Genomic DNA, 26,588 nt, shown 5'->3' with positions numbered 1-26,588 from the left:
TCCCCCGTCCAGTTCAAGTTGGACGGGTTTTTTGTTTTTTTTTCGAAATAACACTTTAATTTTCCTAAGACTAAAGTCACAAAAAAATGGTGCTAGAATGGTGAAAGTGATTCATTGAAGGAGAGTACCGATGTGAAAAAGTACCTGATTTTCAGTACCCTCGTTATCCTGATTTTTTTATTCGGATGCGAGGAAGAACGCGCACTCCGTCTCCAACCCGCTCCTGAATATTATCAAGGACGTGCCTTGTTACCAAATGGACAACAAATCGAAATTCCAGAATCCGATCGCGCAACCATTATCGAATTGTGTCAACCAGACAACGCGACGCCAACGATTCCAAGTGGCAAAAGACATTGGCTCGGGACGGTCACATTAACCCAACCATTGACTGATGTCACTTCCTTATCCGCTTTTCCGACAGCTACTTTTTTCACTGTCGAAAATAAATCATATGTTCAATGTCAATTAGACGCCCTCACGTATGTTACAAAAATTGATAAGATGCCTGAGAGTTTAAATGATGTTCAATATGCAGCTGATGCTTATCCTGATGTTGCTAAAATTCGGTTTGCCGAACCTCACGAATATGCGCATTTTGCACAAGAGATGAAAAATCCGATAGGTAATGAGCCCTATCCAGAGCGAAAAGGCATCGAACACACCCTTTTCCACCTCACCATGCCATTCAATGGTGAGTTCGAACTGACGTTTGAATCTTCAGATGGCGAAGAACACCTGACAATTCCAATTCAATCATCACGTCAACCTTATTTGTCATTCGGACTCGGGACCGAAAAATCTGACGATACGTTACAATATGCGATTTATACAAGTCATGACCAAAATGACTATCAGGAAGTATTACGACCGAAACAAGCTCATATGTCACAGATGTTTGGTGCGAAGATGGCCTCACAACTTCCCACAGTTCTTGTACCCGGCCACCGCTATCCACTCTATAGCTTTACATTTATGAATGAAGGAACAGCTCAGCGCCAAAACGTTTCACTTACGTATCATGAACCTAAATTACTATATGGAAAAGAATTGGACGAAAAGATTCATAATAAATTAAGTAGTCAACGTCATGTCGTTTTCCATGATTTGGCACTTATCGGAACTGAATCAAAAGACGCCCCATTCCTCCAGCATGTCGGTCAAGATGAAATGAAATTTATTTTCCGCGCAATCAAACGGGCCAATGCGACTGCCTATGCAGGCAAACCTGCTCCTACACCTTACGTGACATTATTTAAAGGGGTATGCGCCCAAACGTTTGACGTCAGTTATGAAGGTACGAATGTGTACTTGACCAATTCAAAGACTGGATCTCACTTCAAACTGTTACGTGAAGACGCAATCAAATGGCATAACCTATTTGGAGAAAACAGGTGAATCAAAAATCAATTCGGGAAGAGGAGATTCGCCAAACCTTCCGTAATTATCATAGCGGATTATTCCGTCCCCAGCAGTCAAATAAGCAAAGGGAGCTTCTCGACTTGAGAGCTCCCTTTGCTTATTACGATTGATCCGGTTGTAAAACCGTTTGTTGTGTCGGAACATTTCCGATTGGTACAGTACGCTCGACGAGAACGTAACGCTTGCCTTCCACCTCAAACTTACGGTCGCCAAGATAGTGAGCGGCCTTTCCATCTTCGTATAGTTTCGACAAGATAGCAGGTACGTACTCTTCTAGCTTTGTATAGTGTTCATCAAGGGTCATGACGATATTGCCACCTTTATATCCGAGCCAGTAACTATAAAAGAACCAACCTAACGACAGTACTCCGAGAATTCCTAATCCAATTGTAAGTAGCTCCATCATGTTATTCCTCCAATTTTTTCATGACAATCTGACGTTTCGGGATAAACCCGATTTCGCCATAAAACGAAGCAGCATCCGTATTGCTCATCCAGTAGTCTAGTTCAATCGATTTGAATCGGTGGTCAAGCGCCCATTGCTCCATCCATTCCATCACACGTCGACCATAACCATTCCGTTGATACGTTGTGTCGATACTGATGTGATGAACATACACGGTTCGGACAGCTTGACGAAAAGCATTCGCTTCACTCACTTTCTCCTCGAACCATATGTAACCGATTGGAGTTGCTTCAAGCTGCATCACCATATAGTGATGGCCGGGTCTTCCAATCAGTGTTAAAAAGGCTTCATACATCTTCTCTTCCTCATACTCCGCAAAGAATTCTGGGTTCATCCGGAAATGATGCTCATGAATGGAACGATTCAACCGTGCGATGAGACGTGCATCGGTCGTAGGGATAAATGTGATCTCCATCATCCGGTATAGTTTGAAGAATTTCGATCTTCGTTCACACCGTGCGGTTTTTCAATTCCTCGCAACGTATGGTCATTCGAAGCTTGAGTCCCTTTCCCTCCTAGGCGACGTTGAAGCGGACGTGCCAAAAAGTAACCCACGAGGAGCGAAATAGGTAACACGATAAAAAATGTACCGAGTAGCGTCATCATATACCCTTTGTCTGTATCTCCGGCAATCATGCGGAGAAGAATGAACAGCCCTGTGAATATAAGTGCAGCCAAAGAGTATTCCACACATTTCCCGAGAAATCTTTTCATACGACATCTCCCCCTTTAAGGTTTGATGTATTATACGTCCATTCCCATAAAAAGGTTTCAAACCCCATGATTTTCTTTATACCACTGTGTCGCTAGCCGTTCCGTCTCGATAATCCAATTATGCTTCCCTTGAATGTACCCCTCCATATCTTCTGGGTGCTGCGCTGCGAGTTGAAGTTTCAATGCACCATAGTCATCTCGCACGTCAGGGAAGGTACGTAAGTAATCTCGAAAGGCGAGGTGTCTGATGACATCCGGATTCCCCTCTTCAAACACATGCACGTGAACCGTTCTCTCTTCTTCCCCTTTACGGAAATAACGCCGCTTCGGAATACCGTATTCACCGAGCCCTCGATAACCGAGCGCTTCCATCCGCTCCATATACGCATCGACTCGTTCAATGTCCCGTACGACCGGCATCATGTCAATGATTGGTTTCGCTGCTAACCCTTCGACCGATGTGCTTCCGATATGATGAATCGCAACGAGTTCCTCTTCGAATAGTCGACGCAACTTTCCCGCCTCTTCTTCAAATTTCCGCTTCCATTCCGGACTGTACTTCACCACTTCGACTTTTCTCATGATTCGTTCCTCCTCACTAAAATCAATACTCTCTATTGTCATCATACCCTTTCTAAACATCGCTCGACACGACGGATTCCACTTCAAAAGGTTTGTACACAAATAAAATGGGAAACCCTATATTAATGACTTGAGAACTGGAGAGTGAATGGATATGTTGACCGAAGAACAAATCGAAACGTTTAAAAAACGACTGTTGAAAGAAAAAGCAAAGACAGAAGGATATATGGATAACCGGGAAGAGACATATGATGAAGGAGAGCTCTCCCATTACGATAATCATCCTGCTGACTCGGGCGAAGAACTCTTTTTGCGTGAACGCGACCAAGCACTCAACGAACTTGATGAGGAGTTCTTAAGCGATGTCGACAAGGCTTTACTCGCCATTCAAAATGGAACGTATGGAAAATGTGAAGTATGCGGGAAAGACATTGAACTAGACCGTCTTGAAGTCATCCCGGAAGCTACGCTATGTATCGAGCACGCTCGTGCACAGGAAGAAGAAGAGCACGAACATGAACTTGATCGACCAGTCGAAGAAGACGTATTGAACCCGAATGAGACGGCCCGTCGTAAGGAACTAGACGGAACGGATGAACCCGGTCAAAAAACGGATGCCTTCTCACAAGTTGAAGATTATGGAAGCTCGGATACGATTGCCGATAGTGAAGGCAATCACGATCCGACACGCGAACAATAAAAGATGCCCTGACCTCAATCGAGAGGTTCAGGGCATCTGTCTGCTTAAAACGTTGCTTTCACTGGAGAGGCACCACCGAGGCGTTCTGCCACTTTCATCGGATTGACGGCGTTTCCAGCTGAAGTGGCCGAGAAATTGTAGTCCCCTTTATGAATTTCAAAATGTAAGTGTGAACCTGACGAGTTGCCCGTGTTTCCGAGTTGACCAATCGGTTCACCTTGGCGCACCGTCTGCCCCTTTTTCACATCGACTTTGTGCATATGGGCATAGACCGTCGTCCATTTTTGACCGTCTACGTTATGCTCAATTTGAATATGGTTTCCATAAGGTCCACTTGAGCTAACTTTTGTGACTGTTCCAGCTTCTGCGGCGTAAATCGGTGTGCCTGTTTTAGCGGCAATATCGAGACCGTTGTGGAATGTGTATCCGAACTGTCCGCTCGCCGCACCGAATCCTTGAGAGAGGCGTCCTTCTGCGGGCATTAAGAACCGATCAGGAGCCATCGCTTCGTACTGCTTCTTCAAATTGCTTAACTGATTCGTTTGCTGCTTATATTGTTTTGACTTCTCGTCATATGATGTCTTCACATCTTGACGGGTCGCTTCAATCTGTAGTTGTTCTTCTTTTAACTGTTTCAACGTTTCGTTTACTTGCTCTTTCTTTTCAACGAGTACATGATGCGCTTCCTCTGCATCGGCGGCTTCCGCTTTCGCACTCGGTAGGACAGAAGAAACGACTTTTGAAAAGAGTGATCGTTTTGTCGGAACAAGGTCTTCTTCCACTTTTTCTAACTCTATAGAAGTGCCTTCAATCTCGTCTCGCAACGCTTCCGCTTTATGGTCGACTTGCTTCAATTTTGTTTGAATGGCTTGAATGGATTGTTTCGTATCTTTTACTTGCTGTTTCGTTTGTTGCAAGGATTCTTCCGTATGAACAAGGTCTTGCGGGGATATGTCGTTAGCGGATACGGTTTGTCCTTGGAATAAGAGAACACCGGCACCTGCCGTCATGATGAGTTGTTTCCACATATATATAATAAACCCTCCAAATTGATACATTCATAAATTTTAAAAAAGCTACATGTGCGAATATACCACTAGGAGGTTAAACATTTCAATATATGAAGTTTTTCATTTTCGTTTCATAGATGACAGAATGATGTGAAAACCATAACGACCGCTTCACAATCGTTTCACCCACGTTTCCTCGTATAATATTTTGTAAGGACGACCCCAACGATTGAAAGAACGGTGACACCCATGCCACCCAACATGAAGAGCTGTGACATATGTTTGGGGATGTTCGTGGTCAACGCAATTAAAGTTAACGTGTTCCCACCGATCAACCCAATGATGCAAATCACTATTAGTCGCTTCATAAGGCATTCTTCACCATTTCAAATTGTGCTATCTCGTCTTGAACAAATCGTAATCGTTGTGCTGCTTCAATCCATTCAGGACGGTCCGACGTCAAGGTGATATGAAGTGGCGATCGGCTCGCAGCCGCCCGCAACAACCATTCCGCATCCTCGGCGTGACCAAAAACATCGAGCAATACATGATTGCGGTATAACAAAAAACCTTCTTGTTGATCTTCTACCACTTTCACAAGTTCCGCCTCCTGTTGGGTCACACGCACATCGCATTGCCAAATCGGAACATGCTGAGCTGTCGGATATAGTCGGTCGAACAGCGTTTGAATCGGTTCCGAAGTCATCTGAGCGGTCGTTACAAGTGGTACCGCTTGAAAGTAATAAATTTCACGTGTCGTCTTGTATCCAAGTTGATGATAAAGCGACAACGCCGCATCGTTCCCTTGAATCACTTCAAGTAAGCGAGTACCTTTGGCGCCCTCTTCAAATCGTTGCATCAACTCGGTCGCAACTCCTAATTTCCGGACGTGTGGGGCGATCGCAAGACCGCCACAACGCGTCTGCCATCCTGAATCAAGATGTGCAATCCCACTCAATACGACGCCAACCGTCTCTTCCCCGTCATAAGCGACGATTGAACGAGACGGCTGATTTTGGTCTCTTACGAGAAAGACGTCTTCAAACGTCTGCTCGTCGAATTGGAACGGAATGATATAATCAGAAAAACCAGTCATAAACGCGCGATATATATCTTGCAGTGGCGGATTTTGGCGATATGTAAATTGTGTAGACATATAACTCCTCTTTTCTGAAAGAAATGAATAACGACCGAAGGAGACTTCTCATGAAAATCACACTCGAACACCGAAATGAGTCGCACCAATCAATCCTTGATACATTTGATTTACCAACGGACCAAGAGAAGTACACGACTCTTCCAAAAGACATGGATCATTCATTACCTGATGGCGTTCATCCAATTATCGTCGTCGAGTCGAAGCCGATCGGTATGTTTTTATTACATGACAATGAACGCGTCGCTTCCTACACGAACGAACCAAACGCCTTACTGTTCTCCGCTTTTTCCATCAATTATGAGGAGCAAGGCAAAGGTTACGCTAAAGCGGCGCTCCGAGAACTCCCGACATTCGTACAACAACACTTCCCCCACATTCGTGAAGTCGTCTTGTCGGTCAACTTGAAAAACGAGGCCGCTTTTTCACTCTATACGACAAACGGATGGATTGATACCGGACGTCGAATCGGTGGGCCGATCGGCGAACAACGTATTCTTTCCTTATCGATTTAAGGCATACATTCGTGTCAAACTCTCAAATATGTTTTGCCAGTAAGTCAGAGGATGCGGAACTAAATCGGCTTGCGTAATCTGAACAAGATGATTCGTCATGGATGAGCTTCCTTCAATCGTGCACACTCGTCCTTCTGTGAGCGCCATCAGTTCATTTCTTTGAACAGCTACGACATCCATTACTTCCTGATCGTCAAAACGGAGCAATTCATCTTGATAGATGTAGCCGTACGTATGTGCAAACTCGCGATCAAGAAACCCGTCCAGTTCAATCACGTCTTCAAAGATTCCCTTAAAACAAATCAGGGTCTTCCGATAACGTTCTCACTTTTCGAACTTTCGCTGGTCGTCCAGTCCACCCGAGCGCCACAAAGAAAAATGCACCTGCGAATAAGCCAAATAGTGTGGTCAATCCCACTTGAACGCCAACGAACCCATACTGTTCTCCCATTTTCACCAGTAAAATCGGCGCGAACAGACAAGTCATACTGAGTGAAAGAAGACCTCCCCATACCCGTCGCTTTGCATTACCGATTGTAAACCAACCAAACGTAATCCATACACAAGCAACCAATCCTAGCGCCGCAACCGTCATCCACATTCGCCGCACCTCGCCTTTCGTTTTTCTTTCTATTCCCTATTTTTCTTATGATTCCTACTATTTTTTCAAGTAATGAGAGAATTTCCGGGTAAAGGTAAATTAGACAAGATGCGAAACGGGACAATGAAGGAGTGGGTTGATATGAGTTCACGATTAACCTTTGCCCTAGTCTTTCTCGGCCTTTTTTTAATCGTCGTTTATTGGATGAGTACGTGGAATGACAATGTTGTCGAAGGACAGATTGAGCGAGTCGATATTCCTCAGCTATTGATTGAATCTGAGTCCTCAGAAGAAATCAGCTTGCGTGTGATTTTGATCAATGACCAAACAGAAGTGACGGGTATCGTCAATAGCGTACAAGACTTACAAAGCGGTCAGCTCGTCACGATCGAAGTCATCCCCACCGAGTCCGACTTGAACATCGCGCGTACGATTGAAGTCACGTCGCCATGATTTTCTGAAATGAAGCGTAACTTTTCCAGAACTGTGGAATATGAGAAGGAGTCATAAAAAGGAGTGATTAGATTGATTTCAAATAAATTACTATCTGGAAAAGTAGCGCTTGTCACCGGAGCGGCCTCTGGAATTGGACGTGCCGCTGTCATCCGTTTCATTCAAGCGGGTGCAAAAGTCGCCATTCTTGACCTGAATGAAGAAGATACGATGCGTCTCGCTAGTCTCGTCGGAGAAGAACGGGCCATCGGCATTAGCGCGGATGTTTCGGATGAAGCAGCAATGAAAGAAGCGTATGAACGGACGATTGAGCGATTTGGTCGAATCGACATCGTCTTCGCGAACGCCGGACGAAACGGAACCATCACACCGATTGAACATCTATCTATAGAAGATTGGAACGGTGTTGTAGAGACGAACCTGACGGGAACGTTTTTGACCGTCAAACATGCGATTCCTCATTTGAAAGAGAATGGGGGGAGTATCATCATCACCTCTTCGATTAACGGCAATCGCTACTTTAAAAATTTTGGTTTCAGCGGCTATGCGACAACGAAAGCAGGACAGACCGGCTTTGCGAAAATGGCAGCTGCCGAGCTCGCACAATTCGGAATTCGCGTGAATTCGATTTGTCCAGGGGCGATCGATACGAATATCGACGATTCGACTAATCGGGACGATGCGTTGCTTGAAGAAGTCGTGATCCCCATCGAGTATCCACTTGGGAATCAACCCCTTGCCGGAAAATCCGGTTCCGCGAAACAGGTCGCTGACGTTGTCTTGTTTTTCGCGAGCAACATGTCGAGCCATGTCACCGGTTCTGAAGTGTATGTCGACGGTGCAGAATCCCTCTTGTAACTCAAAATCAGCTCACCTCGCATGAGGTGAGCTGATTATTTGAGGATTGGACTTTTCATGACCGCTTTTTGGTAGAATGGCTGAAATCCGAGCCGTTCCATATTACGTCCGGAGGCCGAATCGACTTTCGTCGTTACGGTCAGGACGTCACATCCAATCACTTTCGCTTCGGCGATTCGTTCCAAAATGAGTTGCGTCTGGTATCCTTTTTGTCGGTAAGTCGGTACGGTGCTCGTCAGAAACAGTTCTCCGATTCCGTCTTGCGTCGCTAGGATCCCACCCGCTACGACAGTGTCCTCTTCTCGGACGAGATAGGCGTGGTTACTCGGTAACGCATAAAACCCTTTGGCCGTATCGACTGTCTCTTGAAGAATCGTTCCAGATTCTGCAAATCCGGCCGCAATCGCGGTTGCCCATTCATTGAGCGTCTCATCCTGTACCTTTTCGACTTGATTCGAAGAAGCTGGTCCGTCATATTGCGTTACATCTAACGTCCACACGTCTAAAAAGTGATCGAGCGTATAATTGCGTTCTTGCAGTAAGCGCAGTAAGGAATCATCCGCTAATGGACAAACTTCGATATGTAGGCGAGACACATTTTTCCCACGCACCCACTTTTCCATCTGATGCAGGTCATAGAAGCTTGTCGGTCGGTTGAGTCCGAATCCGACTGCAAAGCTCATATTCCCCATTTTGAATACGTGCCCTTTACCTTCAACGTGCAGTTCCGCACCTTCATAGGGAGGGGTTTGTTTGCGGTGTCGAATATAAGCAGACGTCCCCTCCGCTTTTATACCTTCGATGCGTCGTGCCAATTCTAAACGTTTCACTCTGTTCCCTCCCTTGTTTCTTCCATGTTGAGTGTAGCATATCACGTTCGAATCAAGTGACCGAACCGGATCAATCGTTCTTTGACAGTAGGTACGAGTTCAACAGAATCGAGCACGGTGTCCCACTCCTCTAATCTCACATCGACCACTTCATCGATTTGTAAAGAGAGTTGTCTCAAATCAATCGACCGCTCGCTCGTGTATACATACAAATCTAAGAAGTACGTCTCGCGCTTGATCGTCGTCACGAAACGAAGCTGTTCAGGCAAGACACATAGTCCCAATTCTTCTTGAAGTTCACGGACCGCCCCTTCGCGACTCATCTCTCCCGCTAAAATCGAACCGCCTGTCCCTTCCCAAAGAAGAGGATATTTCTTATCAGGATGACGCCTAGAGAGTAACAGTTTGCCATCCGGATCAAATGTGAACACCTCGATGACCGTATGGAACGTGTTCGGTTCCAAGTCGTCACCTCGAAAATGGGTTCGTCCGAGCGGTTGCCGATTTTCGTCTAGTAAATCCCAGGTTTCCCGGCTCATGGACGAATCTCATCAACCACAAACGATGACGATCCTTGAATTTCTTCGAGGAATTGAGAGCCGAACAACATGGCCGGTGTAAAACTCCCGGCAAGCATTCGACCGGTACCGAGTAATCGTTTGACGACGGCGAGCGCCCCATACACGGTGAAAGCATACGTACTCGCCGTTTGAATTCGGACGACAATCTTTCGTCCTTCTGCATTTGTCGCTTCGCCCCATACGTAGGTCGATGATTTTTCACGTTCAGCCTCGTCCGGTCCAGATACGTTCTCGTCGACATATCGGAGCAATCGCTTTTGGACGGCGTCTTTTCCAAGAATCGGGCTGAACCATGACAAAGTACGCGCAACATAGGCAGCCGCTGTCGGCACCGGCACCCACGTCGTAATATTCGGGATGTCCGTCGTATAGTAGGCGGTCGAAACGTCTCCCCAAGGAATCGCAATCGCGGTGCGGCTTCCACGTCCGAAATCAATCGTTCTGCGCTTTGCCCCAATCGGAAATGGTGATAACTTTCCGTTCACACGCTCCATACTGCTCGATTCAAGCCCACGGACGGCTGTTTTCATCGTTCCTGGTGAAATGCCACCTGCCGCCGAAAAGCCGAGAGCGAGTGATGTCGCATCCGGCAATAGTTCCTTTAACTTTCGCGCCACACAGTCAGTCGGAATGACATCAAATCCAACGCCCGAACATATAATGATGCCACTTTCCTTCGCCTGAGCCGCCCGTTGTTTAGAATGGACGTATTCAAACACGTCAATTTCCCCGGTAATATCCAAGTAATGCGTGCCCGTCTCCAAACATGCTTCAATCATGACTTGACTCGTATCCGTGAAAGGACCTGCACAATGAAGGACTAAATCTACATCGTGAAGCGCCTCGATTGCGGCTTCACGACTCAATGCGAAAATCGATGTTTCGCAACCGAGCTCGTCTCCGAGTCGATGAATCGAACGCCCATTCCGACCGGCAAGAACCGGACGCATTCCGTCACGAACGGCTTGTCGGGCAACCAGCTCACCCGTATAGCCATTCGCCCCATAAATCATCCATCTCATTTTTACTCCTCCTTATGTAAGTTTGTCCTTGTTCGTTTCCCTAAAATAAGTTGAATCGAACGAAAAAATCTTGGATGACATCGATGATATACACACTTCCCGTTACAATAAGCAAATATCCGATTGGGATGAGCAGACTTTTTACTGCAGCTCGTTTCATCACGTCCATCCGATTAATCAGTCGACGATCGATGAGGAAAAACAGAATAGTCGCGAGAAGACTGAGCCATGACAAGACGAGTCCGAATAGTATATGTAAAGCGAACGAGGTGAACCACCTTGATCGTTTCGAACCGAATCGATTCGCCAACCAGTCACTGCACCATGAGGTCACGACACCATAGGTCAACATGATTGGAAAACTGACCGCTACATAGGCAACCGTCATCAGAAGGAAGCCACTCAGTACATCACTCATTCCTCCATTTTCTCGTACACCCGTCATGGTGACCCCGCACGCTAACAGAATCGCATAGATGGGCGAGGTGATCGATGCAACGATGATTTTTCGATTCCACATCTACGTTCCCCCTAATCCCTTCCAACTTTACACGACCTGTTCTGAAAACGCACAAAAACCAGCCTAAATTTAGGCTGGCTTCGCGATTTGTTAATTGTTTGCAACTTCTCCCGCTTTCGTACGGACCGATTGCATCGCTTCCGTCCATGGAAGGAGTTGGTCGATCATATCGTTGACCGATTGTGCTTGAACGTCTTTCGGAGCGAAATGCGTGCCGTTCTCGAAGTCTGTGAAGAGTGAGAGGGCAGGATGGACACGGACGTGAGCGATTGACAATTCACTCAAAACACCCCGTAGATGTTCTGTTGCCCGCGCTCCACCGACAGAACCGTATGAGACGATTCCGGCTGCTTTGTTGTTCCATTCGACGCGTAAGTAGTCGAGTGCGTTTTTAAGAGATGCTGAGATGGAATGGTTGTATTCTTGGACGATGAAGATGAATCCGTCCATTTGCGCAATTTTCTCCGACCAGGTCGCTGCGCCTGATGCGTCTTGACCCGCTTCACCGAGGAGCGGTAAGTTATAATCTGCGATGTCGATGACTTCATAGTTGGCATCGCCACGTTTGTCGGCGAGTTCTTTTACCCATTCCCCGACTTGTGGACTGACGCGACCTTCACGAGTTGATCCGAGTACGATTCCGATGTTTAACATAGTAGTTCCTCCTTGGTTATGTTGTGATGCATCTGATTTTCCAAACAAATGATTCAAGAAACTCATTTCATGCCCTCATATTCTTTCTCAAATGTTTTCGTGCTTCTGACCGTATCGATTGGTCGTACCATCGCCTCGATTTGCGAACGTTTCGCTTCGAGGAATGGCGGGAGTGACAACTTCTCACCGACCGTCTCATACGGCTCATCCCCCATAAATCCTGGTCCGTCTGTCGCCCATTCAAACAAGATTTGCGGTGCGACACGCGCATAAGACGATTCAAAGAAGAAGCGATCGACGTAGCCAGAAGTCGGCAAACCGAGCTGCTCGAGACGTGCTGTCCATTCATCGAGGACGCTACGATTCTCGACGCGGAATGCGACGTGGTGCACGGTACCGAACCCTTGACGTGCTTGCGGAGATGTCTCGTCGTGAATGACGATCACTTGCGCTCCGTTTCCACCTTCACCTCCTTCAAAGAGGTAGACATCGCCTTCTCGTCCAATCTCTTTGAACAGCACCACTTGCTCCATCACTTGTTTGAAATACGTGATGTCGGCAATCCGAATAAAGATGGGACCGAGTCCCGTGATGGCGTATTCAAGCGGGATCGGACCGTTTTGCCACGGCTCGCCCGACGCGATACCTTCGTTGAACTCATCCGAGATGAGCTGATACGCCTGCTCATCAAAGTCGATGAACGAGAGCGTCTTCTTCCCGAACTGTTCTTGAATCCCTTCATGCTCGACACCGAGACGGTTGAAGCGACGGGCCCAATACGTCAACGCTTCATCATTCGGCACGCGGAATGATGTCTTCGCAATCTCATTTGTCCCATGCTTGCCTTTCGGGATACCTGGGAAGTCGAAGAAGGTCATGTCTGTCCCGGCATTCCCTTTATCGTCTGCAAAAAATAAGTGATACGTTTGAATGTCATCTTGGTTGACCGTTTTCTTTACCAAGCGCATCCCAAGAATATGGGTGAAGAAGTCATAGTTTTTTTCGGCACTACTCGTGATTGCCGTGACGTGGTGAATTCCTTTAACATGATTCATCATTCTCTCTCCTTTTATATCTTGATTTAAAGATAAATGATTAAAATTTTTTGCGGCTTCTGCCCGCTTCCTAATTTATTTCAACTGTTCAATCGTTTCGCTTAAGTGCATCCCTTCAAACACAGCGTTCATATGCTCCGTATGTTTCGGGAAAATATCTTGCATCAGGTGCTCTCCGTTATCCGTCAGCGCCGCGTATGTGATGCGACGATCGCTCGGACAAGCCTTACGAATGAGATACCCTTTTTCTTCTAACCGGTCCACGACGTACGTCATGCTCCCGCTCGAGAGGAGAATTTTCTTCCCGATGACTTGAATCGGTTGATCCCCTTTATGATATAAAAACTCGAGTACGGCGAACTCGGTCGCGTTTAATCCGTAAGACGCCACTTCCTGCTTCACCAGGTCTTGTAACGACTGAGAGGCACGTAACAGCACAGTAATTGTTTTTAATGCATCAGATGGTTCCACCTGTCTCCCTCCATTGTCCAAGAGAGCCATTAACTTAAATTCGAATATCTTTAATTCAAGATAAATGTAACATGCCCTCATTCTAGCGTCAATCGATTTGATTCCAAAAATAAGACGGGTTGCCCCGCCCCATTCTCCTTTAATCATATGTCTCATTTAAGTTTCTCGCATAGAATGCGATGGCACGGCGGTACCTTGCGATACTCTCGTCCGGTTTCGGGCTGGCGAGTAACTCGAGTAACGCACCCGTCGCCTCTTCATGGCGACCGACGTTATAGTGCGTCATCGCCTGAAACACCTTGAGCGCCCCATGATTCGGGAATTGCTCGATCGCATCTTCAAATAACTGTTCCGCCTCCGCGTATCGACCGAGTGCCCGATACGTGCTGCCGAGTCCGAGATACGATTCTACCAACTCACCCCCGGTCAACCCGAGTCGGATGGCTCGTTCATAATGCGGCACCGCTTGATGCTCTTCCCCGAGCGAGTCATAGCACCACGCGCAGTATGCATGTAGTCTCGGATTCTTCTCATCTTTCCGTAAGAGCGATAGGAACAGTTGCTTCGCCTGCTCGAGTTGTCCCTCCTCGCGGAGACGAACGGCTCGATCAAACTCATTTTCTTCTGTCACGTCGGTCACCTTCTTCGCGAAATCTTGGTCTAACCACGCTTGTAACGTTTCATAATACTTACCGATATGTACCCCATCGACGAGTGCGTGATGGGCTTGTACGGATAGCGGCATGACCAGACGTTCGCCTTGACGCTCGAACTTGCCCCATGCGATGCGCGGTACGCTATCGTGTTGTTGCTGATGCGTCGGGTGCATGATGCTCGTGAACGTGACCCACGGGACGCTCGTGATATACAGTAAATCGTCGGGCTCTTCATCCCCGACCACGACTTCGTCGGCAGCTTGTTCCATCCGCATCGTCACTTCCTGTAAGAACGTCGGTAAATCTTCATTAAACGTAGCCGCACAAAAATTGAAGACGTCCTCGTCTAATATGACTGTGAACGACGGATGGACCACATCGTGTTCGACAACCTCTTCTCCACGGATCCGATAGCGTAATTCCGGAATCGCATTCGCCGCTCTCACCGCACCATATAAAAAGAGCTTGAAGAACGATTGATTGCTCGCTTTCGCATATGTATAGAGATTTGTCACATCCACGTTCGCCGTCACGTTGAAATGCGGCGCATCAAACGCTTTGAAAAACTCGAAGTGCTTACGTCGTGCCCACGTCTCGATTTCAATTTTTCTCATAAAAACTCCCCCTCCTACGCTCTTACTGTAGCAGAGAGAGTTTGTTCGCTCATAGCTTTTGTTTTAACTGTTCGTAATGTCCTTTTGCCAAATCAAAGTAGACGAAGTCTCCGCGTTCGATTCGTTCGAGCGTCGCTTCGAACTCACGCCATCCCCGCTCGACCTGCTCAGGCGTCAGCTCCCCACTCTCGGTCGCCTCCTCGAACTCATCCTCATCCTTTTTGACGATATCCCCGTTCGGAAACACGAGAATATCGAGCAATAAATCGTCCATGTATGGAATCCCATTTTCTTCACCGATTCCGTCGACGAGGTCGATATACCATTGCACGATCTCGCCTTCCGGATTGATCATAGCTGTCACACCGAACGGTTCATTGTCCGGGAAATATTGGAGCCAACTAAACCCGGCATCCGCCACAATGAATTCTTCGCCTTTATGCATTTTATATTGAGGTGCTCGGACCTCATCGATTTGGAACAAGGCGACCACTCCGGAAAATTGTTCCGTCTGAACTCGAACTTGTGCGTAACGGTTCTTTAAAATCCGTTCCCAGTCTCGTCGATTCGCATACTTTCGTTTTGGCATATGAATCTCTCCCTTTCCGTCATCTCTGTATGATACAGTTCGCCAGAAGAAGGGAAATCCCTTGTTAGTCATACAGGTTATGCTGATTGAACCAGACGAGATGACTTTGCTTCAAGCGTTTCCGCTCGACCATACGAACGAACGCATCTGTCGAGATGAAACGATTCCCGGGATGAAGGTCGGCCAGCATCATGAGGATGAGGCGTGATCCACGTTCTCCTTCCTGAAGGGAGATATGTTCCATCTTCCCTTCACCATTGAAGCGATTGATGAACAGCTCGACTTTACACTCTTCTTTTAAGAGCCGGGTCGTCACGTACGCGACTTGGCTGATGATTGACTCGAAGTCGTGATGCAACGTGTAGCCAGATGGTCCACTCAAGCCCACTGCGAACGTGAACGTGTCGAGTGATGTCTTTTGAAAAACTTTCGACTGGACCTGCCCAAGTTTTGCCGTCGCGACCCAGTCAATCTCCTTGACCGGTTCCCCTTCATAAGGTTTCGACCCTAGAATCTGCAGTGGGTTCCGAAGTGGTGAAGCGGTCAAAGGACGATCTCCGAGCGCTAAACATTTCGTGCCGACCGGAGGGTGTAGCGTGAGGGAAGGCAGCACCGTCCACCGCTTCTCGATCGGACACTCAAGCAGATACGTCCCGAGATGAAACGGGAGCGTCACAGCAAGTACGCATTCTTCGATGTAGGCAGGTCCTCGGAATTCGGCTTGAATGTGAAGCATGTGACGAGCCTGATCTGCCCGTAACGTCAAATCCAAACTATTCGGGGACCTGTCGTGGGCTGGAAAGCTGAGCGCTGTATTGGATTTCAGTCGAACACGAACCGGAAGCCCGAGTCGTTCGACGACTTCACTTCCATCTAAAATCAGTTGCACCTCCGTCTCATCGCCAACGAAAAGGAGGGATTCATGAGTATGTATGTGAAGCCGAAGAGCTTGTTCCAACTGTTTCCGTGTCCGTTCAAAGAACCAAACGATGCCCGCAAGTAAACAAAGCGCATATCCGACAATCTCCATGTACGGGACGAATACGAGAATCACCCCAGCGAATCCATAGACCGGAATCCATTGTTTCTGTAGGGCGTTATGTGTCGAGAATGTCATCATCAACCCTCGACCGGCACAGAAACCGTATCTAAGATGTAGCGGATGATGTCCTGTTTCGTCGATTTGATGCCTCCTTCAAGCGTCAACGTCAGGCGATGGGCCAAGACATAAGGTGCCACGGCTTTCACATCTTCCGGAACGACGTACAATCGATCGTTCAGATAGGCATAACTTTGAGACGCTCGCATGAGCGCGATGGCTCCGCGTGGACTGACACCGACCTCGACGGATTGGTGTTCTCGTGTCGCATGGACGAGCCCGAGTAAGTAATCGAGGACATCATCTTGAATCGATACTTGCTTCACTTCCTCCTGGGCTCGGCGTAACTCGTCTAACGTCGCAACCGCCTCCACGGTTTTCCTCGTTTGGCGCATCACTTGTAAGAGGAGTTCTCGCTCTTCTGCGACATCAGGATAACCGACTGGAATCGAAATGAGGAAACGGTCGAGTTGGGCATCCGGTAACGGGAACGTCCCCGCTGATTCAATCGGGTTTTGCGTCGCGATGACGAAAAATGGTTTCGGCATCGGATACGTCTCTCCCCCGATGGAGACTTGTCGTTCTTCCATTGCCTCAAGCAAGGCGGACTGCGTCCGTGGAACCGCTCGGTTAATTTCATCAATCAAGACGATGTTCGCAAAGATCGGTCCTTGGCGATGATCGAACGTCTGCGTCTTCATATTAAAATAGTCTGCGCCAATCACGTCAGACGGTAACAAGTCGGCCGTGAACTGAATCCGAGAAAACGCGCCGTCGAAGCTAGCTGCAATCGTTTTGGCCAGTAACGTTTTTCCCGTTCCCGGTACATCTTCTAACAAAATGTGTCCTTCCGCGAGTAACGCCGTACAACAGAGGCGTACGACATCCTCTTTTCCTAAATACACCTCGTTCAACTGTTTGATGACTCGCTCCATGCCCATAAAATGACCTCCATTTTTTGTCTTAATCAAACTTTACCTTTTTATGGTAAGATAAACAACAAATAGTCTGAAAATTCAAAAGGAGGTACCTTCTTGCGCTGGACGAACAAGTTTTTTCTCATGATTGCCGCCACACTCCTCGGGACGTTCACGATAATGGTGATCACGACGAGTGTATTCGAATGGCTCTATAACCCGGAAACGATACCGGTCGAGGAAAGTCATAGTCCTCCGACTGATCTCTTATCGGATGAAGATGATGGAATTTTAATTGGTGAATCCAAAGCAGATTACCCATTTGAATTGGATCCTCAAAAAGGAAAACATAACTTTTTTGAGAGAATCACGGGATCTGGAGAATCAACACGACGAAATCTCGGGTTTTTCGTTGCTTTGATTGCGCTCGGTTGCCTGTCCTTGTATATCTATCTAAAACGGAAGCAACGTTTGGCGCGCGCACGAGATCATGTTGATTCAAACGCAGACCCGCTTTTCGAATCGCTACAAAACAAGAACGCTTCGTCCGTTTCGACGCTCACAGCGTTCACGAACGTCCCGATTCGCGATGCGCTGATCACATTTAACCAATCTCTCGTACCAACCAAGCGATTGCGTGCTCATGAGACATTGCAAGAGTGGTTCCGACGCATCGATTTACCGATGAACCCGTCCGTTTATCATGCGGTTCGCTACGGCACCTCCTCAGGTGTGACGATTTCTGAAGAAGATACACTTCACTTCAAGAGAACGCTCGATACCTACGCGACACGTCCTCACCCCGAGTGAGAATGTGCACAGGTTCTGCTTTTTCGTCATGAATGATAAAATGGTGGAAAATGTAAGTTGAGGGGATGAAATCATGAGACGATGGGCGATATTCGGATTAAGTGCACTTTTACTCACGGGTTGTACAGATACGGTGGCAGACAATCCAATCCCAGTCGAATCACCCGATGAACCCATCACCGAATGGACGCGCGAAGATTTCAAAGACGTCTATGACCAATACGAACAAACGAAACCGCTCCTTACTGCCCTTGAACAACAAGGAATCAAACCGTTTCGCGAGACGTTCGAACGCGTCATCATCGCTGGAAACGGCCTCGAGCATACGTATGCGGATATTTACCCATTCAAGCTCGATGACGGGACGTATGCTACCATTTTCGATAGTCAGGACGGAACGGTGATCAATGGATCTGAGTCGGTCGCTCCGCTATTTTGGCAAGAGGAATCCTTCCTTCAATACGTCGAAGAGATTGAAAATCGGAAATTCGGTACAAGTGCTCCACCTACCGATGTCGTCCTCACGCAGGATGAATTCCAAACGGTCTATGACCGCCATGCCTACACGTCAGCCCTCCTCGTCGAACTCGATGAAGCGGGTGTCGAACTGGTACGGGAGCCAATCGATGACGTGATCATCGCCGGGAACGGCGTGACCGAAGTGACTGCCGACTTGTTCGTGTTCGATGTCGAGAACGGATATGCCATCGTATACGACCAGGATGGAGAAATATTAAAAGGTCCCGAATCCATCTCACCGCTCTTTTGGAACGAGAAGGACTATGAGGACCTGTTAGCCAAGAATGAGGGGTAATTCCGTCCCCTTCCAATTTATGCTATACTCAAATCAATAAACGACCACTAGGGGAGCCTTCGGGCTGAGACGGCATGTTGCTGGACCCTTCGAACCTGATCTGGCTCATACCAGCGTAGGGAAGTGGCTTGGGATACGCCTCTGTATATCCACGCCATTTTTCCGTCTGGAAACGTGGCGTTTTTATTTTGAAAGGAGATTATTCATGCGTATTCAACAACTCACTTGGATGGCGATGCTCGTCGCCATCGCCGTCGTCGGCTCGATGTTCATCTCGATTCCCACAGGTGTCGCCCGCGCTTATCCGATTCAGCATATGGTGAACGTGATTGCCGCAGTCACCATCGGCCCAATCGGAGCCGTCCTCGTCGCATTCGTGACCGGACTCATTCGCGTCATGACCGGCACAGGGTCACTGCTCGCGTTCCCCGGTGGCATGATTGGCGCGTTTCTTGCTGGCATTTTCTTCGTTCGCACGAACCGCGTCTATGCGGCCGCTCTCGGAGAAATCATCGGGACCGGGATCATCGCCTCGTTGATTGCCGTCCCGTACGCGAAACTGTTGATGGGCTCGACGTTCGGTGCTTTCTTCTTCGTCCCGGCGTTCCTGGCCTCTAGTTTGACCGGCGCGCTTCTCGGTTGGCTCGTCTTGTCACGCGTCAAACAATTGCGACCGAGTATACTCAAATAAAAGCCCCTCAATTGGATGGAAATGGTAAACTATAGACAACATCTATAGAGGAGGGGTTTTATGTCTCGTTTCAATCAACTTGTAGCGAGTGGTATTTTGTTGTTTTTGTCCGGGCTTTTATACACGCTCGAACGCATCGCACTCTACATACGTTGGTACGCCGAAATCTCAACCGGGAGTTGGTTGGAAAAACCGACGTTTGTCGATCCGTTTCTCCAAAACTGGTTCGTTACCCTATTCTTCTTTGCAGCTATCGTTCTCTTTTCGATGGGCATGAATGCTACAAAAACAACAAGTCCAGCCGAGAATCCGACCAACTCATGACGGTCGGTTTTTTGTATGATAGACCCAAATCGCTTCACCATTCCATTCATCAATTAAGCCGCTGTCGACAAAGCCGTTCTTCGCATAAAATCGTTTCGCAGCTTCATTCTCTTGATGGAGGCTCAGGATGATCTCATCTACATCGTATCGTGTCTGGATAAATGCCACTGCGATGCGTAGACACTTTGTCCCGATGCCTTTTCCCTGTTCGTTTTGATCCATCATGAAACGATCGAGCCACACATACCGTTCTGTCTGGTTTTCTGCTCCGACCATCATGAAGCCAACCGGTCGCTCACCGTCATAAAATGCATAGCTCTGCCAATTATATTTTGTATCCTCGACCATCTCTTGAAGCGACTCGGCATTTGTCTCGATGAATCGGGACTGTTTCTCGTCCACTGTCAGGGCGATGACCGATTTTCGATTGACTGCATCAATCGGTTGAATCGTGATTTCATTTCCTTTCATGCTTTCACCTCATTGATTTTCTCTCTCTTTCATACGCTTTCTCCCGTAAAAAGTTTCTTCCCCCGTATCTTCGAGATCATGCATTCGCTACACTAGAAATAGAAAGGGAGGTTATCACATGTTCCGAATCGGAAGTATCTTCATTCCCGTATCAGATGTAGAACAGTCCCTATACTGGTATACCACTTATTTTGATGCCAAAGAAATTGGTCGTTGGGAAGGAGGCATCGGTTTGTGTCTACCAGACGGTTCGACTCAGCTCGGATTGATCCAAACCTCGTCACCGCAACCCACAACGTTCAAAGATGCGTCAGGACAAGCCCATGTCTATTTCAACGTCATTTGTGAAGACATCCAGTTCGCGTATCAATCGTTTGAACAAGCAGGGTTGATTGCGACACCGCTTCACGATTTCGGAGGCATGTCTTGCTTTGACGTACGAGACCCGGATGGACATACGATCAGTCTTATCTCGGAAGATGTGACTTCCCCGTTCCACCGCGATCGCGTGAACGACCTACAAACGAAAGGAAAGTCTTAATGAAACAAATTCACCATATATGTATACAAACACCAGATTATGCCGCTTCCAAGTCATTTTACGAAGCGCTCGGTTTTGAGCTCGTTCAAGAATCGCCAAATTTTCATACGCGTGACTTCAATAGTTGGCTCAAGCTCGGGGATTTTTATATCGAGCTCCAGACTGCTAAAACGGATGAAACGTTACAAGATTACTCGAAACTTGTGGCCGGTCCCGTTCATTTCGCCCTCTATGTAGATGACCTCGAAGTGGAAGTTGCACGACTCGAACAGCTCGGCGTCACATTCTTGCCGAAGCACGGTGGCAACATCTATTTCGTCGTCGACGGTCATTTAAGTAAATTGAAAGCACCGGAAGGAACCATCATCGAACTGCGCGATACGTTTCTGATTAACTGAGGCCCTGTGCCTCTTTTTTGTTGAACACATCTTCACGTTTCCCTCACTCGTCTCATCGGGAATGGGTATGAAAAGGATGTGTTGTTCATGATCAAATATCTCGATTATTGGAGCTACTTGTCACTCTCCCTGGCAAAGCTCTTCTTTTTTAGCTGGTTGACCGCGACGGCGTTCGACTTTTCGTTCTTTCTCATCAACTTGGCGACGATTTTGCTCCTGACGAGTTGGGCACTTGCCGTGTCTTATCCGATCCGCCGATGGATTTTATACGTTTCTCTGTTCCTGCATAGTACCCTGCTCGTCTCAGACGTCTGGTACTATCGCTATTTTGAAGACTTATTATCCGTCGCTTTACTATCCGATATCGGGCAGATGGGAGATGTCGGGGGTGGCTTTTTGACGCTCATCCGCCCAATCGATGCGTTCTTCTTTATCGACCTCATCATCTACGGTTTGATTTTGCGTTATATGAAACGTCATCCTGTCCGTGAAGTGAAACGGAACGGAAGACGGTTGGCGATTGCCGGCTTCACACTTGGATTTCTTCTTTTCACGATCCCTCTCACGCTCAGTTATCAGCGTGGCGAAAAATGGATTGCAGACGACCCGATCTCGAATATGCGTGAATACTACCATCTTGGATTTTGGGGCTATCACGCGATGGATGTCGCTCGAGGCGTCGAACGTGCCATGGGCTGGAACGAAGCCTTGACAGACGAGGAGCGTTCTCAAATCCGAGCACTTTCTTATCAGGAATTAAGTGCCCCGAGTCAGGATACGAACGTCATCGTCCTACAACTCGAATCATTCCAAACATCCGTCATCGACCAACAAATCAACGGGCAGGAATTGACCCCGAATTTGAACCGATTGCGACGTGACATGCTTTACTTCCCGAACGTGTATCATCAGACACATGAGGGACGGACGTCCGATGCAGAGTTCATCGTCAACACGTCACTCTATCCTGTCAAATCTGGTTCCGTCTACACGCGTTTCCCGGGAAATAATTTCAGCGCACTCTCTCAATCATTGAACGAGGCGGGCTATGATACAGCAGCCATGCACTCATTCCGTAAAGACTTTTGGAATCGGGATGATTTTTACGACAACATCGGGTTCAATCATTTCTTTAGCGACAAAGACTATCCCGATCAAGGAATCATCGGGATGGCACTCAACGACCAGGAATTCTTAAATACGTCGGTTGGATTTATGGAAGAGTTGGATGAACCATTTTACGCATTTTTAGTCGCTTTAACGAGTCATACACCGTACGATATCCCGGAAGACGAGAAGCGGTTGGACCTATCTGATATCGATGACCCCCTTCTCGAAAACTATTATCATACCGTTCATTTCGTCGATGCCGCAGTCGGTCAGTTCATCGAACGATTGAAACAAGATGGGCTGTGGGATGAGACGCTTCTCGTCATGTATGGTGACCACGATAGCGGTCTGACGGCACCTGGAGAAGAAATGGCTACCATCGAAGAAGTGGACTCGGCGGTTGACGCGTTTCAACTCGACCGTGCTGTCCCTCTCTTCATCAAACCACCCGGATTGACGACAGGAGAAGTCATGGAGGCGAGCGGTGGACAAATTGATATCGCGCCGACGATTCTCGATTTGCTTGGAATCTCCCCAGCGTATATGCTCGGCGACTCCTTATTGAATGATACGCCGAATCTGACCGTCTTTCGGACGGGTGCCTTCCGATACGAAGATATTTATTACGAACCAGACTTGACCGAACGAGCAGGGAATGGCACGTGCTATTCCGTCGAGACAGAAGAACCGGTCGTCTTTGATCGATGCAGCCCATATATCGACCGCGCGACCAACCAGCTCCGTCTCTCGGATACCATCATCGAGAAAGATGCCCTCTCACAAATCAATCCGTAATCGAAAAGCCTCCCGAGATATGTCTCGAGAGGCTTCTTTCCTAAGTGCTACGCAACTTGGTAGACACGCTTGTACGACCAGTTCAATTCCACACACAATCAGAATCAGACTTCATGTAGCCGATAGACCTCACGTACAGCGAGAAGCTCTCCGGCTTCATCACGATACGCCTGATAGTGCGACGAATGGATATGGTGATTGAGTGCATTTTCATCCTCGTACTTTTCATAGAAGACAAACGTACCTGGCGCATCAATTGCCTCGTGAAGAACGTACGCGAGACACCCTTCTTCCGCTCGTGACGGTGGAATCACACGGTTCAACGCATCACGTAACGCCTCTTCTTTTCCAGGATGGGCTTTCAAGATTGCGGTAATGACGATTTCCATACAGTATTCCTCCTTAGATAATGGACCTGACTTTCTGTTCCCGAATCTACCGCAATCTATCCCAAAAAACGGATATCTCATCATACGAGACATCCGTTTCTGCTTATGACTTTTTCTTTGACCGGAATGGCCACCAGACACCATCGCCAAACGAAATCGTAATGGCTGGAATTAAAAGTGGTAACACAATCAAGCCGTATAGTAATAACCCGGTGATGACAATCGTTGCAATCTGGACGAGACTGAGCACACCTGACGGAATCATCGCACCGAACGTCCCGGCGAGGATGACCGCGGCAGTCATAATGACGGTACCCATCTTCGTCATCGAATAGATGAGCGCCTCACGGACCGCCTTCCCATTGATCGTCTCTTCCCGGAATCGATCTAACAGGAAGATGGAGTAGTCAATCCCAAGGGCAATCAACATGACGAAGCCAAAGAACGGAACGGCCCAGCTAATCCCGTCATAGCCAAGTCCTTCTACAAAGATCAGCTCTGTGATCGCCGCTGACGTATAGTACGTCAAGAGAAGCGAAGCAATCATATAGAGTGGCATGATCATCGAGCGGAACAGTGCTGTCAAGACGATGAACAATGTCACCAGCATGATCGCTACCGTTCGATTGAAATCATTCGTCGATGTTTCATTTAAATCGCTATTGATGCTCGAGATACCGGCATATCCGATGGTCGCCTCCGCATACGGTGTTCCCGTCACGGCACGATTCATCGTCTCTTTGATTGTCTCGACGGTATCAATCGCTTCTGGCGAATACGGGTCCATCTCTAAGACGACCTCGAGCTGAGTCGCCATTCCTTTATCGAAGACATAGCGTTCGACGGCAGGTGAGAATTCATCCGATGTGAGTGTCCCTTCCGGAAGATATACGCCTGTCTCCCGAAGCGCATCTGCTTCACTCAACTGTTGTAAGAACGAAACGGCTTCGCCGAGACCAGACTCAATTTGCCCTAGCCCGTCGTTCGCTTCGCCAACGCCTGTGGCAAGTTGTCCCAATCCGGTGCTGAGTTCACCAACCTGAGAACCTTGTGCATTCAATGCGGACGCTGCTTCGTTGATTCCTGACTCGATTTGTGTGAGCCCTGCTGACACTTGGCCGAGCTGTCCGACTGCGGCCGGGATGTTTTGAGTCGCTGTCAATCCTTGTCCAATGAGACCAAGTTGACCATTTAACTGATTCAGCCCAGCTGCTGCTTCTGCAAGTGGCGCCCCAGCATTGGCTGAACCACTTGGCAATTGTCCGACGACCGCGTTTAGCCCCTGCTCAATCTCATCTAATCCAGTTTGGACATCTCCGAGACCCCTCTGTGCTTCAGTCAAGCCTTCACTGACTTCGCCGAGTTGCGTGTCCACATAAAAATCGTCGATCACTTCACCAGTCGGACGTGTGAGCGCACGAACACCGCTCACCCCATCAACTTTTTCAAGTTCGCTTGCGAACATTTCAATGTATGGGACTTCTGATTCTGTAATGGCTTGATCTTGTTTCAAAATGACCTGTACCGGAAGAGATTCCCCTTGACCAAACCCTTCAGAAATCAAATTCAGTCCACGAACCGAATCGTACCCGTCTCCAATCTCATCGACCGTATTGAACGAACGGGCATCGTCATACGTGAATAGGACCGGCACCGTAATCAATCCAACGACCAAAATCGATACGAACGGGCGATTGACTGACAATCGACTCAATCCAGCCCAGAGCTTGCTGTCATGATGTTCGCTCGCCTTTTTCGACGGCCAAAACAGTCGCTGTTTGAGCGTCGCCATAAAGAACGGGACGACCGTGAAGAGAATCAGCAGCAACACCGCAATCCCGACCGCAACGGCGACAGCTGATTTAAAGATTGGAAAATCTGCAAATCCGATGGCAGCGAAACCGACGAATACCGCGAGCCCACTAATCAAGACCGTCCGTCCTGCCGTCTTGTACGTATTGACGATTGCGTCTTCGATGGCACGCCCCTCACTCAGCTCCTCTTTGTAACGGCTAAGAAGTAGAATACAATAGTCTGTCCCAATCCCGAACAAGATGGCGACAAGGAAGATTTGTGTGTAGTTGGATACCGGGAACCCAAACCAATCCACAAAGAACGCGACAAAGGATTGACTTAATAGGTACGTGAAGCCGACCGCGATAAGCGGGATAAATGGGGTCACGATGGAACGGAAGACGAGAAGAAGTAATCCAAAAATCAACACGACTGTGATGATTTCTGTCTTTTTCAATCCTTCCTGTGCACTTAGGTTCACATCATTGTTAATGATTTCTTCCCCTGTGATATATACTGTTTCCTCTTGCGGAAGCACGTTTTCACGGACATCATCGGCAAACGCATTGATTTCTTCCGTCGTACCTTCTACCGTGATCGGGACGAGGACGATGCGTCCGTCTTCTGAGACAAGCTGTGCCTCTGTCTCCTCGTTTTCGAACGGGTCGAGAACATCGGTCACGACCGTTTCGTTTTGTTTAAGTTCTTCGATGACACGCGCGACATCTGTTCGCTCTGTCTCACCAATCGACTCGAACTCGTAGACGAGCGAGATGGTCTTGTCACTCTTTCCGGCTTCATCTAAAATCGCTTGTGCGCGTTGTGAGTCCATGTCGTCCGCAAGTTGGAAACTCCCTGCCTCTTCTGCTTGTTTCGTTAAGTTAGGTGCTGCGACAAATAATGCTGCCGTCAATACGATGAGGGATATGAAGATTCCCCAACGCCATTGAATGATTTTATGCACGT

At 47.9% G+C, this 26,588-nt stretch carries 35 protein-coding genes and 1 riboswitch; of the genes, 12 read left to right on the top strand and 23 right to left on the bottom strand.

The genetic code is table 11. From position 1 onward, the window contains the following. The first annotated feature begins 132 nt into the window (after positions 1-132). The gene (locus P400_RS0103630; protein WP_026824892.1) at positions 133-1,398 is read left to right on the top strand and encodes a hypothetical protein; all 1,266 of its coding nucleotides are present in this window, start codon (positions 133-135) and stop codon (positions 1,396-1,398) included. A 124-nt stretch (positions 1,399-1,522) separates the two neighbouring features. On the opposite strand, the gene P400_RS0103625 is transcribed toward P400_RS0103630, so the two are convergent. The 4 genes from P400_RS0103625 to P400_RS0103610 are packed head-to-tail and all read right to left on the bottom strand — an operon-like array spanning position 1,523 to position 3,184. Next, positions 1,523-1,825: a hypothetical protein gene (locus tag P400_RS0103625; RefSeq protein ID WP_026824891.1), complete on the bottom strand. Its 303-nt coding sequence runs from the start codon at positions 1,823-1,825 to the stop codon at positions 1,523-1,525. Between the two features lie 4 nt (positions 1,826-1,829). After that, positions 1,830-2,303 carry a GNAT family N-acetyltransferase gene (locus P400_RS0103620; protein WP_034770804.1) on the bottom strand — a complete coding sequence of 158 codons (474 nt, stop codon included), beginning with the start codon at positions 2,301-2,303 and terminating at the stop codon, positions 1,830-1,832. Beyond that, positions 2,303-2,602, bottom strand: coding sequence for a hypothetical protein (locus tag P400_RS0103615; RefSeq protein ID WP_026824889.1), 300 nt, complete (start codon positions 2,600-2,602; stop codon positions 2,303-2,305). The genes P400_RS0103620 and P400_RS0103615 overlap by 1 nt, the downstream gene beginning before the upstream one ends. Positions 2,603-2,659: 57 nt before the next feature. After that, positions 2,660-3,184, bottom strand: coding sequence for a GrpB family protein (locus tag P400_RS0103610; protein ID WP_026824888.1), 525 nt, complete (start codon positions 3,182-3,184; stop codon positions 2,660-2,662). Positions 3,185-3,338: 154 nt separating this feature from the next. On the opposite strand from P400_RS0103610, the gene P400_RS0103605 reads away from it, so the two are divergent. Continuing rightward, complete coding sequence (locus tag P400_RS0103605) at positions 3,339-3,884, top strand: TraR/DksA C4-type zinc finger protein (protein WP_026824887.1); 546 nt, start codon at positions 3,339-3,341, stop codon at positions 3,882-3,884. A gap of 44 nt (positions 3,885-3,928) precedes the next feature. On the opposite strand, the gene P400_RS0103600 is transcribed toward P400_RS0103605, so the two are convergent. The 3 genes from P400_RS0103600 to P400_RS0103590 all read right to left on the bottom strand — a co-directional run bounded on the left by P400_RS0103600 (position 3,929) and on the right by P400_RS0103590 (position 6,050). Continuing rightward, positions 3,929-4,912: a M23 family metallopeptidase gene (locus tag P400_RS0103600; RefSeq protein ID WP_026824886.1), complete on the bottom strand. Its 984-nt coding sequence runs from the start codon at positions 4,910-4,912 to the stop codon at positions 3,929-3,931. Between the two features lie 164 nt (positions 4,913-5,076). After that, positions 5,077-5,262, bottom strand: coding sequence for a hypothetical protein (locus tag P400_RS15590; protein WP_152538865.1), 186 nt, complete (start codon positions 5,260-5,262; stop codon positions 5,077-5,079). Beyond that, complete coding sequence (locus P400_RS0103590; RefSeq protein WP_026824885.1) at positions 5,259-6,050, bottom strand: GNAT family N-acetyltransferase; 792 nt, start codon at positions 6,048-6,050, stop codon at positions 5,259-5,261. Before P400_RS0103590 ends, P400_RS15590 begins: the two co-directional genes overlap by 4 nt. A gap of 50 nt (positions 6,051-6,100) precedes the next feature. Between P400_RS0103590 and P400_RS0103585 the strand changes: the two genes are divergently transcribed. Continuing rightward, a complete protein-coding gene (locus P400_RS0103585; RefSeq protein WP_026824884.1) occupies positions 6,101-6,565 on the top strand; it encodes a GNAT family N-acetyltransferase in 465 nt (154 codons plus the stop codon). On the opposite strand, the gene P400_RS14830 is transcribed toward P400_RS0103585, so the two are convergent. Continuing rightward, on the bottom strand, positions 6,554-6,841 hold the full coding sequence (locus P400_RS14830) for a hypothetical protein (protein WP_200868274.1): 288 nt from the start codon (positions 6,839-6,841) through the stop codon (positions 6,554-6,556). The genes P400_RS0103585 and P400_RS14830 overlap by 12 nt on opposite strands. A 16-nt stretch (positions 6,842-6,857) precedes the next feature. Continuing rightward, positions 6,858-7,166: a hypothetical protein gene (locus P400_RS0103575; protein WP_026824883.1), complete on the bottom strand. Its 309-nt coding sequence runs from the start codon at positions 7,164-7,166 to the stop codon at positions 6,858-6,860. Between the two features lie 141 nt (positions 7,167-7,307). Between P400_RS0103575 and P400_RS0103570 the strand changes: the two genes are divergently transcribed. Continuing rightward, positions 7,308-7,619, top strand: coding sequence for a hypothetical protein (locus P400_RS0103570; RefSeq protein WP_026824882.1), 312 nt, complete (start codon positions 7,308-7,310; stop codon positions 7,617-7,619). A gap of 72 nt (positions 7,620-7,691) precedes the next feature. Further along, the gene (locus P400_RS0103565) at positions 7,692-8,477 is read left to right on the top strand and encodes an SDR family oxidoreductase (protein WP_026824881.1); all 786 of its coding nucleotides are present in this window, start codon (positions 7,692-7,694) and stop codon (positions 8,475-8,477) included. A 35-nt stretch (positions 8,478-8,512) separates the two neighbouring features. On the opposite strand, the gene P400_RS0103560 is transcribed toward P400_RS0103565, so the two are convergent. The 11 genes from P400_RS0103560 to P400_RS0103510 all read right to left on the bottom strand — a co-directional run bounded on the left by P400_RS0103560 (position 8,513) and on the right by P400_RS0103510 (position 17,509). Then, the gene (locus tag P400_RS0103560; RefSeq protein ID WP_026824880.1) at positions 8,513-9,307 is read right to left on the bottom strand and encodes a GNAT family N-acetyltransferase; all 795 of its coding nucleotides are present in this window, start codon (positions 9,305-9,307) and stop codon (positions 8,513-8,515) included. Between the two features lie 41 nt (positions 9,308-9,348). Then, positions 9,349-9,846, bottom strand: a complete 498-nt coding sequence (locus P400_RS0103555) for an NUDIX hydrolase (RefSeq protein WP_026824879.1) — start codon at positions 9,844-9,846, stop codon at positions 9,349-9,351. Next, complete coding sequence (locus tag P400_RS0103550) at positions 9,843-10,910, bottom strand: saccharopine dehydrogenase family protein (RefSeq protein WP_026824878.1); 1,068 nt, start codon at positions 10,908-10,910, stop codon at positions 9,843-9,845. Before P400_RS0103550 ends, P400_RS0103555 begins: the two co-directional genes overlap by 4 nt. A gap of 40 nt (positions 10,911-10,950) precedes the next feature. After that, complete coding sequence (locus P400_RS14825) at positions 10,951-11,430, bottom strand: hypothetical protein (RefSeq protein ID WP_034770800.1); 480 nt, start codon at positions 11,428-11,430, stop codon at positions 10,951-10,953. Between the two features lie 90 nt (positions 11,431-11,520). Further along, positions 11,521-12,150 (bottom strand): NADPH-dependent FMN reductase, encoded by a 630-nt coding sequence (locus tag P400_RS0103540; protein WP_026824877.1) that lies wholly within the window; start codon positions 12,148-12,150, stop codon positions 11,521-11,523. Beyond that, a complete protein-coding gene (locus P400_RS0103535; RefSeq protein ID WP_026824876.1) occupies positions 12,147-13,139 on the bottom strand; it encodes a ring-cleaving dioxygenase in 993 nt (330 codons plus the stop codon). The genes P400_RS0103540 and P400_RS0103535 overlap by 4 nt, the downstream gene beginning before the upstream one ends. Positions 13,140-13,214: 75 nt before the next feature. Further along, positions 13,215-13,610, bottom strand: coding sequence for a MarR family winged helix-turn-helix transcriptional regulator (locus P400_RS0103530; protein ID WP_026824875.1), 396 nt, complete (start codon positions 13,608-13,610; stop codon positions 13,215-13,217). 139 nt (positions 13,611-13,749) lie between these two features. Continuing rightward, positions 13,750-14,880 carry a tetratricopeptide repeat protein gene (locus P400_RS14820; RefSeq protein WP_034770798.1) on the bottom strand — a complete coding sequence of 377 codons (1,131 nt, stop codon included), beginning with the start codon at positions 14,878-14,880 and terminating at the stop codon, positions 13,750-13,752. Between the two features lie 49 nt (positions 14,881-14,929). Then, positions 14,930-15,469, bottom strand: coding sequence for a DUF402 domain-containing protein (locus tag P400_RS0103520; RefSeq protein WP_026824874.1), 540 nt, complete (start codon positions 15,467-15,469; stop codon positions 14,930-14,932). Positions 15,470-15,533: 64 nt separating this feature from the next. Beyond that, complete coding sequence (locus tag P400_RS0103515; RefSeq protein ID WP_034770796.1) at positions 15,534-16,586, bottom strand: DUF58 domain-containing protein; 1,053 nt, start codon at positions 16,584-16,586, stop codon at positions 15,534-15,536. Between the two features lie 2 nt (positions 16,587-16,588). Further along, positions 16,589-17,509: an AAA family ATPase gene (locus P400_RS0103510; protein ID WP_026824872.1), complete on the bottom strand. Its 921-nt coding sequence runs from the start codon at positions 17,507-17,509 to the stop codon at positions 16,589-16,591. Between the two features lie 93 nt (positions 17,510-17,602). Here P400_RS0103510 and P400_RS0103505 point away from each other — a divergent pair, with 93 nt between their 5' ends. From P400_RS0103505 to P400_RS0103490, 4 genes are all read left to right on the top strand, one after another. Further along, positions 17,603-18,295, top strand: coding sequence for a hypothetical protein (locus P400_RS0103505; RefSeq protein WP_026824871.1), 693 nt, complete (start codon positions 17,603-17,605; stop codon positions 18,293-18,295). 73 nt (positions 18,296-18,368) lie between these two features. After that, entirely contained in the window at positions 18,369-19,109 is a 741-nt protein-coding gene (locus P400_RS0103500; protein WP_026824870.1) for a hypothetical protein, read from the top strand. A 39-nt stretch (positions 19,110-19,148) separates the two neighbouring features. Beyond that, positions 19,149-19,248, top strand: a riboswitch (TPP riboswitch). 66 nt (positions 19,249-19,314) lie between these two features. After that, entirely contained in the window at positions 19,315-19,800 is a 486-nt protein-coding gene (gene thiW / locus P400_RS0103495; protein ID WP_026824869.1) for an energy coupling factor transporter S component ThiW, read from the top strand. Between the two features lie 60 nt (positions 19,801-19,860). Then, on the top strand, positions 19,861-20,124 hold the full coding sequence (locus P400_RS0103490; RefSeq protein ID WP_026824868.1) for a hypothetical protein: 264 nt from the start codon (positions 19,861-19,863) through the stop codon (positions 20,122-20,124). On the opposite strand, the gene P400_RS0103485 is transcribed toward P400_RS0103490, so the two are convergent. Continuing rightward, entirely contained in the window at positions 20,119-20,595 is a 477-nt protein-coding gene (locus P400_RS0103485; protein ID WP_026824867.1) for a GNAT family N-acetyltransferase, read from the bottom strand. The genes P400_RS0103490 and P400_RS0103485 overlap by 6 nt on opposite strands. Before the next feature lie 118 nt (positions 20,596-20,713). On the opposite strand from P400_RS0103485, the gene P400_RS0103480 reads away from it, so the two are divergent. The 3 genes from P400_RS0103480 (at position 20,714) to P400_RS0103470 (ending at position 23,439) form a co-directional block, all read left to right on the top strand. Beyond that, positions 20,714-21,136, top strand: coding sequence for a VOC family protein (locus P400_RS0103480; protein WP_026824866.1), 423 nt, complete (start codon positions 20,714-20,716; stop codon positions 21,134-21,136). Further along, positions 21,136-21,534, top strand: a complete 399-nt coding sequence (locus tag P400_RS0103475; protein ID WP_026824865.1) for a VOC family protein — start codon at positions 21,136-21,138, stop codon at positions 21,532-21,534. The genes P400_RS0103480 and P400_RS0103475 overlap by 1 nt, the downstream gene beginning before the upstream one ends. Positions 21,535-21,621: 87 nt before the next feature. Next, complete coding sequence (locus P400_RS0103470) at positions 21,622-23,439, top strand: LTA synthase family protein (RefSeq protein ID WP_026824864.1); 1,818 nt, start codon at positions 21,622-21,624, stop codon at positions 23,437-23,439. A 104-nt stretch (positions 23,440-23,543) separates the two neighbouring features. Here P400_RS0103470 and P400_RS0103465 read toward each other — a convergent pair whose 3' ends face one another. Beyond that, the gene (locus P400_RS0103465) at positions 23,544-23,828 is read right to left on the bottom strand and encodes a putative quinol monooxygenase (RefSeq protein ID WP_026824863.1); all 285 of its coding nucleotides are present in this window, start codon (positions 23,826-23,828) and stop codon (positions 23,544-23,546) included. A 103-nt stretch (positions 23,829-23,931) separates the two neighbouring features. Beyond that, positions 23,932-26,586 (bottom strand): MMPL family transporter, encoded by a 2,655-nt coding sequence (locus P400_RS0103460; protein ID WP_026824862.1) that lies wholly within the window; start codon positions 26,584-26,586, stop codon positions 23,932-23,934. Positions 26,587-26,588 lie beyond the last annotated feature (2 nt).

Source organism: Exiguobacterium marinum DSM 16307 (assembly GCF_000620845.1).
In the GTDB taxonomy this organism is placed as follows: Bacteria; Bacillota; Bacilli; order Exiguobacteriales; family Exiguobacteriaceae; genus Exiguobacterium; species Exiguobacterium marinum.
This window is presented reverse-complemented; position numbering and strand designations above follow the sequence as displayed.

Excerpts from the sequence above, each read along its gene's own strand:
- P400_RS0103585 (WP_026824884.1), top strand. The coding sequence starts at position 6,101 with ATGAAAATCACACTCGAACACCGAAATGAGTCGCACCAATCAATCCTT.
- P400_RS0103570 (WP_026824882.1), top strand. The coding sequence starts at position 7,308 with ATGAGTTCACGATTAACCTTTGCCCTAGTCTTTCTCGGCCTTTTTTTA.
- P400_RS0103615 (WP_026824889.1), bottom strand. The coding sequence starts at position 2,602 with ATGAAAAGATTTCTCGGGAAATGTGTGGAATACTCTTTGGCTGCACTT.
- P400_RS15590 (WP_152538865.1), bottom strand. The coding sequence starts at position 5,262 with ATGAAGCGACTAATAGTGATTTGCATCATTGGGTTGATCGGTGGGAAC.
- P400_RS0103465 (WP_026824863.1), bottom strand. The coding sequence starts at position 23,828 with ATGGAAATCGTCATTACCGCAATCTTGAAAGCCCATCCTGGAAAAGAA.
- P400_RS0103625 (WP_026824891.1), bottom strand. The coding sequence starts at position 1,825 with ATGGAGCTACTTACAATTGGATTAGGAATTCTCGGAGTACTGTCGTTA.
- P400_RS0103475 (WP_026824865.1), top strand. The coding sequence starts at position 21,136 with ATGAAACAAATTCACCATATATGTATACAAACACCAGATTATGCCGCT.
- P400_RS0103550 (WP_026824878.1), bottom strand. The coding sequence starts at position 10,910 with ATGAGATGGATGATTTATGGGGCGAATGGCTATACGGGTGAGCTGGTT.
- P400_RS0103480 (WP_026824866.1), top strand. The coding sequence starts at position 20,714 with ATGTTCCGAATCGGAAGTATCTTCATTCCCGTATCAGATGTAGAACAG.
- P400_RS0103500 (WP_026824870.1), top strand. The coding sequence starts at position 18,369 with ATGAGACGATGGGCGATATTCGGATTAAGTGCACTTTTACTCACGGGT.
- P400_RS0103520 (WP_026824874.1), bottom strand. The coding sequence starts at position 15,469 with ATGCCAAAACGAAAGTATGCGAATCGACGAGACTGGGAACGGATTTTA.
- P400_RS0103610 (WP_026824888.1), bottom strand. The coding sequence starts at position 3,184 with ATGAGAAAAGTCGAAGTGGTGAAGTACAGTCCGGAATGGAAGCGGAAA.
- P400_RS0103590 (WP_026824885.1), bottom strand. The coding sequence starts at position 6,050 with ATGTCTACACAATTTACATATCGCCAAAATCCGCCACTGCAAGATATA.
- P400_RS0103470 (WP_026824864.1), top strand. The coding sequence starts at position 21,622 with ATGATCAAATATCTCGATTATTGGAGCTACTTGTCACTCTCCCTGGCA.
- P400_RS0103555 (WP_026824879.1), bottom strand. The coding sequence starts at position 9,846 with ATGAGCCGGGAAACCTGGGATTTACTAGACGAAAATCGGCAACCGCTC.
- P400_RS0103620 (WP_034770804.1), bottom strand. The coding sequence starts at position 2,303 with ATGGAGATCACATTTATCCCTACGACCGATGCACGTCTCATCGCACGG.
- thiW (WP_026824869.1), top strand. The coding sequence starts at position 19,315 with ATGCGTATTCAACAACTCACTTGGATGGCGATGCTCGTCGCCATCGCC.
- P400_RS0103490 (WP_026824868.1), top strand. The coding sequence starts at position 19,861 with ATGTCTCGTTTCAATCAACTTGTAGCGAGTGGTATTTTGTTGTTTTTG.
- P400_RS0103515 (WP_034770796.1), bottom strand. The coding sequence starts at position 16,586 with ATGACATTCTCGACACATAACGCCCTACAGAAACAATGGATTCCGGTC.
- P400_RS0103510 (WP_026824872.1), bottom strand. The coding sequence starts at position 17,509 with ATGGGCATGGAGCGAGTCATCAAACAGTTGAACGAGGTGTATTTAGGA.
- P400_RS14825 (WP_034770800.1), bottom strand. The coding sequence starts at position 11,430 with ATGTGGAATCGAAAAATCATCGTTGCATCGATCACCTCGCCCATCTAT.
- P400_RS0103605 (WP_026824887.1), top strand. The coding sequence starts at position 3,339 with ATGTTGACCGAAGAACAAATCGAAACGTTTAAAAAACGACTGTTGAAA.
- P400_RS0103485 (WP_026824867.1), bottom strand. The coding sequence starts at position 20,595 with ATGAAAGGAAATGAAATCACGATTCAACCGATTGATGCAGTCAATCGA.
- P400_RS0103600 (WP_026824886.1), bottom strand. The coding sequence starts at position 4,912 with ATGTGGAAACAACTCATCATGACGGCAGGTGCCGGTGTTCTCTTATTC.
- P400_RS0103535 (WP_026824876.1), bottom strand. The coding sequence starts at position 13,139 with ATGAATCATGTTAAAGGAATTCACCACGTCACGGCAATCACGAGTAGT.
- P400_RS14820 (WP_034770798.1), bottom strand. The coding sequence starts at position 14,880 with ATGAGAAAAATTGAAATCGAGACGTGGGCACGACGTAAGCACTTCGAG.
- P400_RS0103540 (WP_026824877.1), bottom strand. The coding sequence starts at position 12,150 with ATGAGTTTCTTGAATCATTTGTTTGGAAAATCAGATGCATCACAACAT.
- P400_RS0103575 (WP_026824883.1), bottom strand. The coding sequence starts at position 7,166 with ATGTGGATGACGGTTGCGGCGCTAGGATTGGTTGCTTGTGTATGGATT.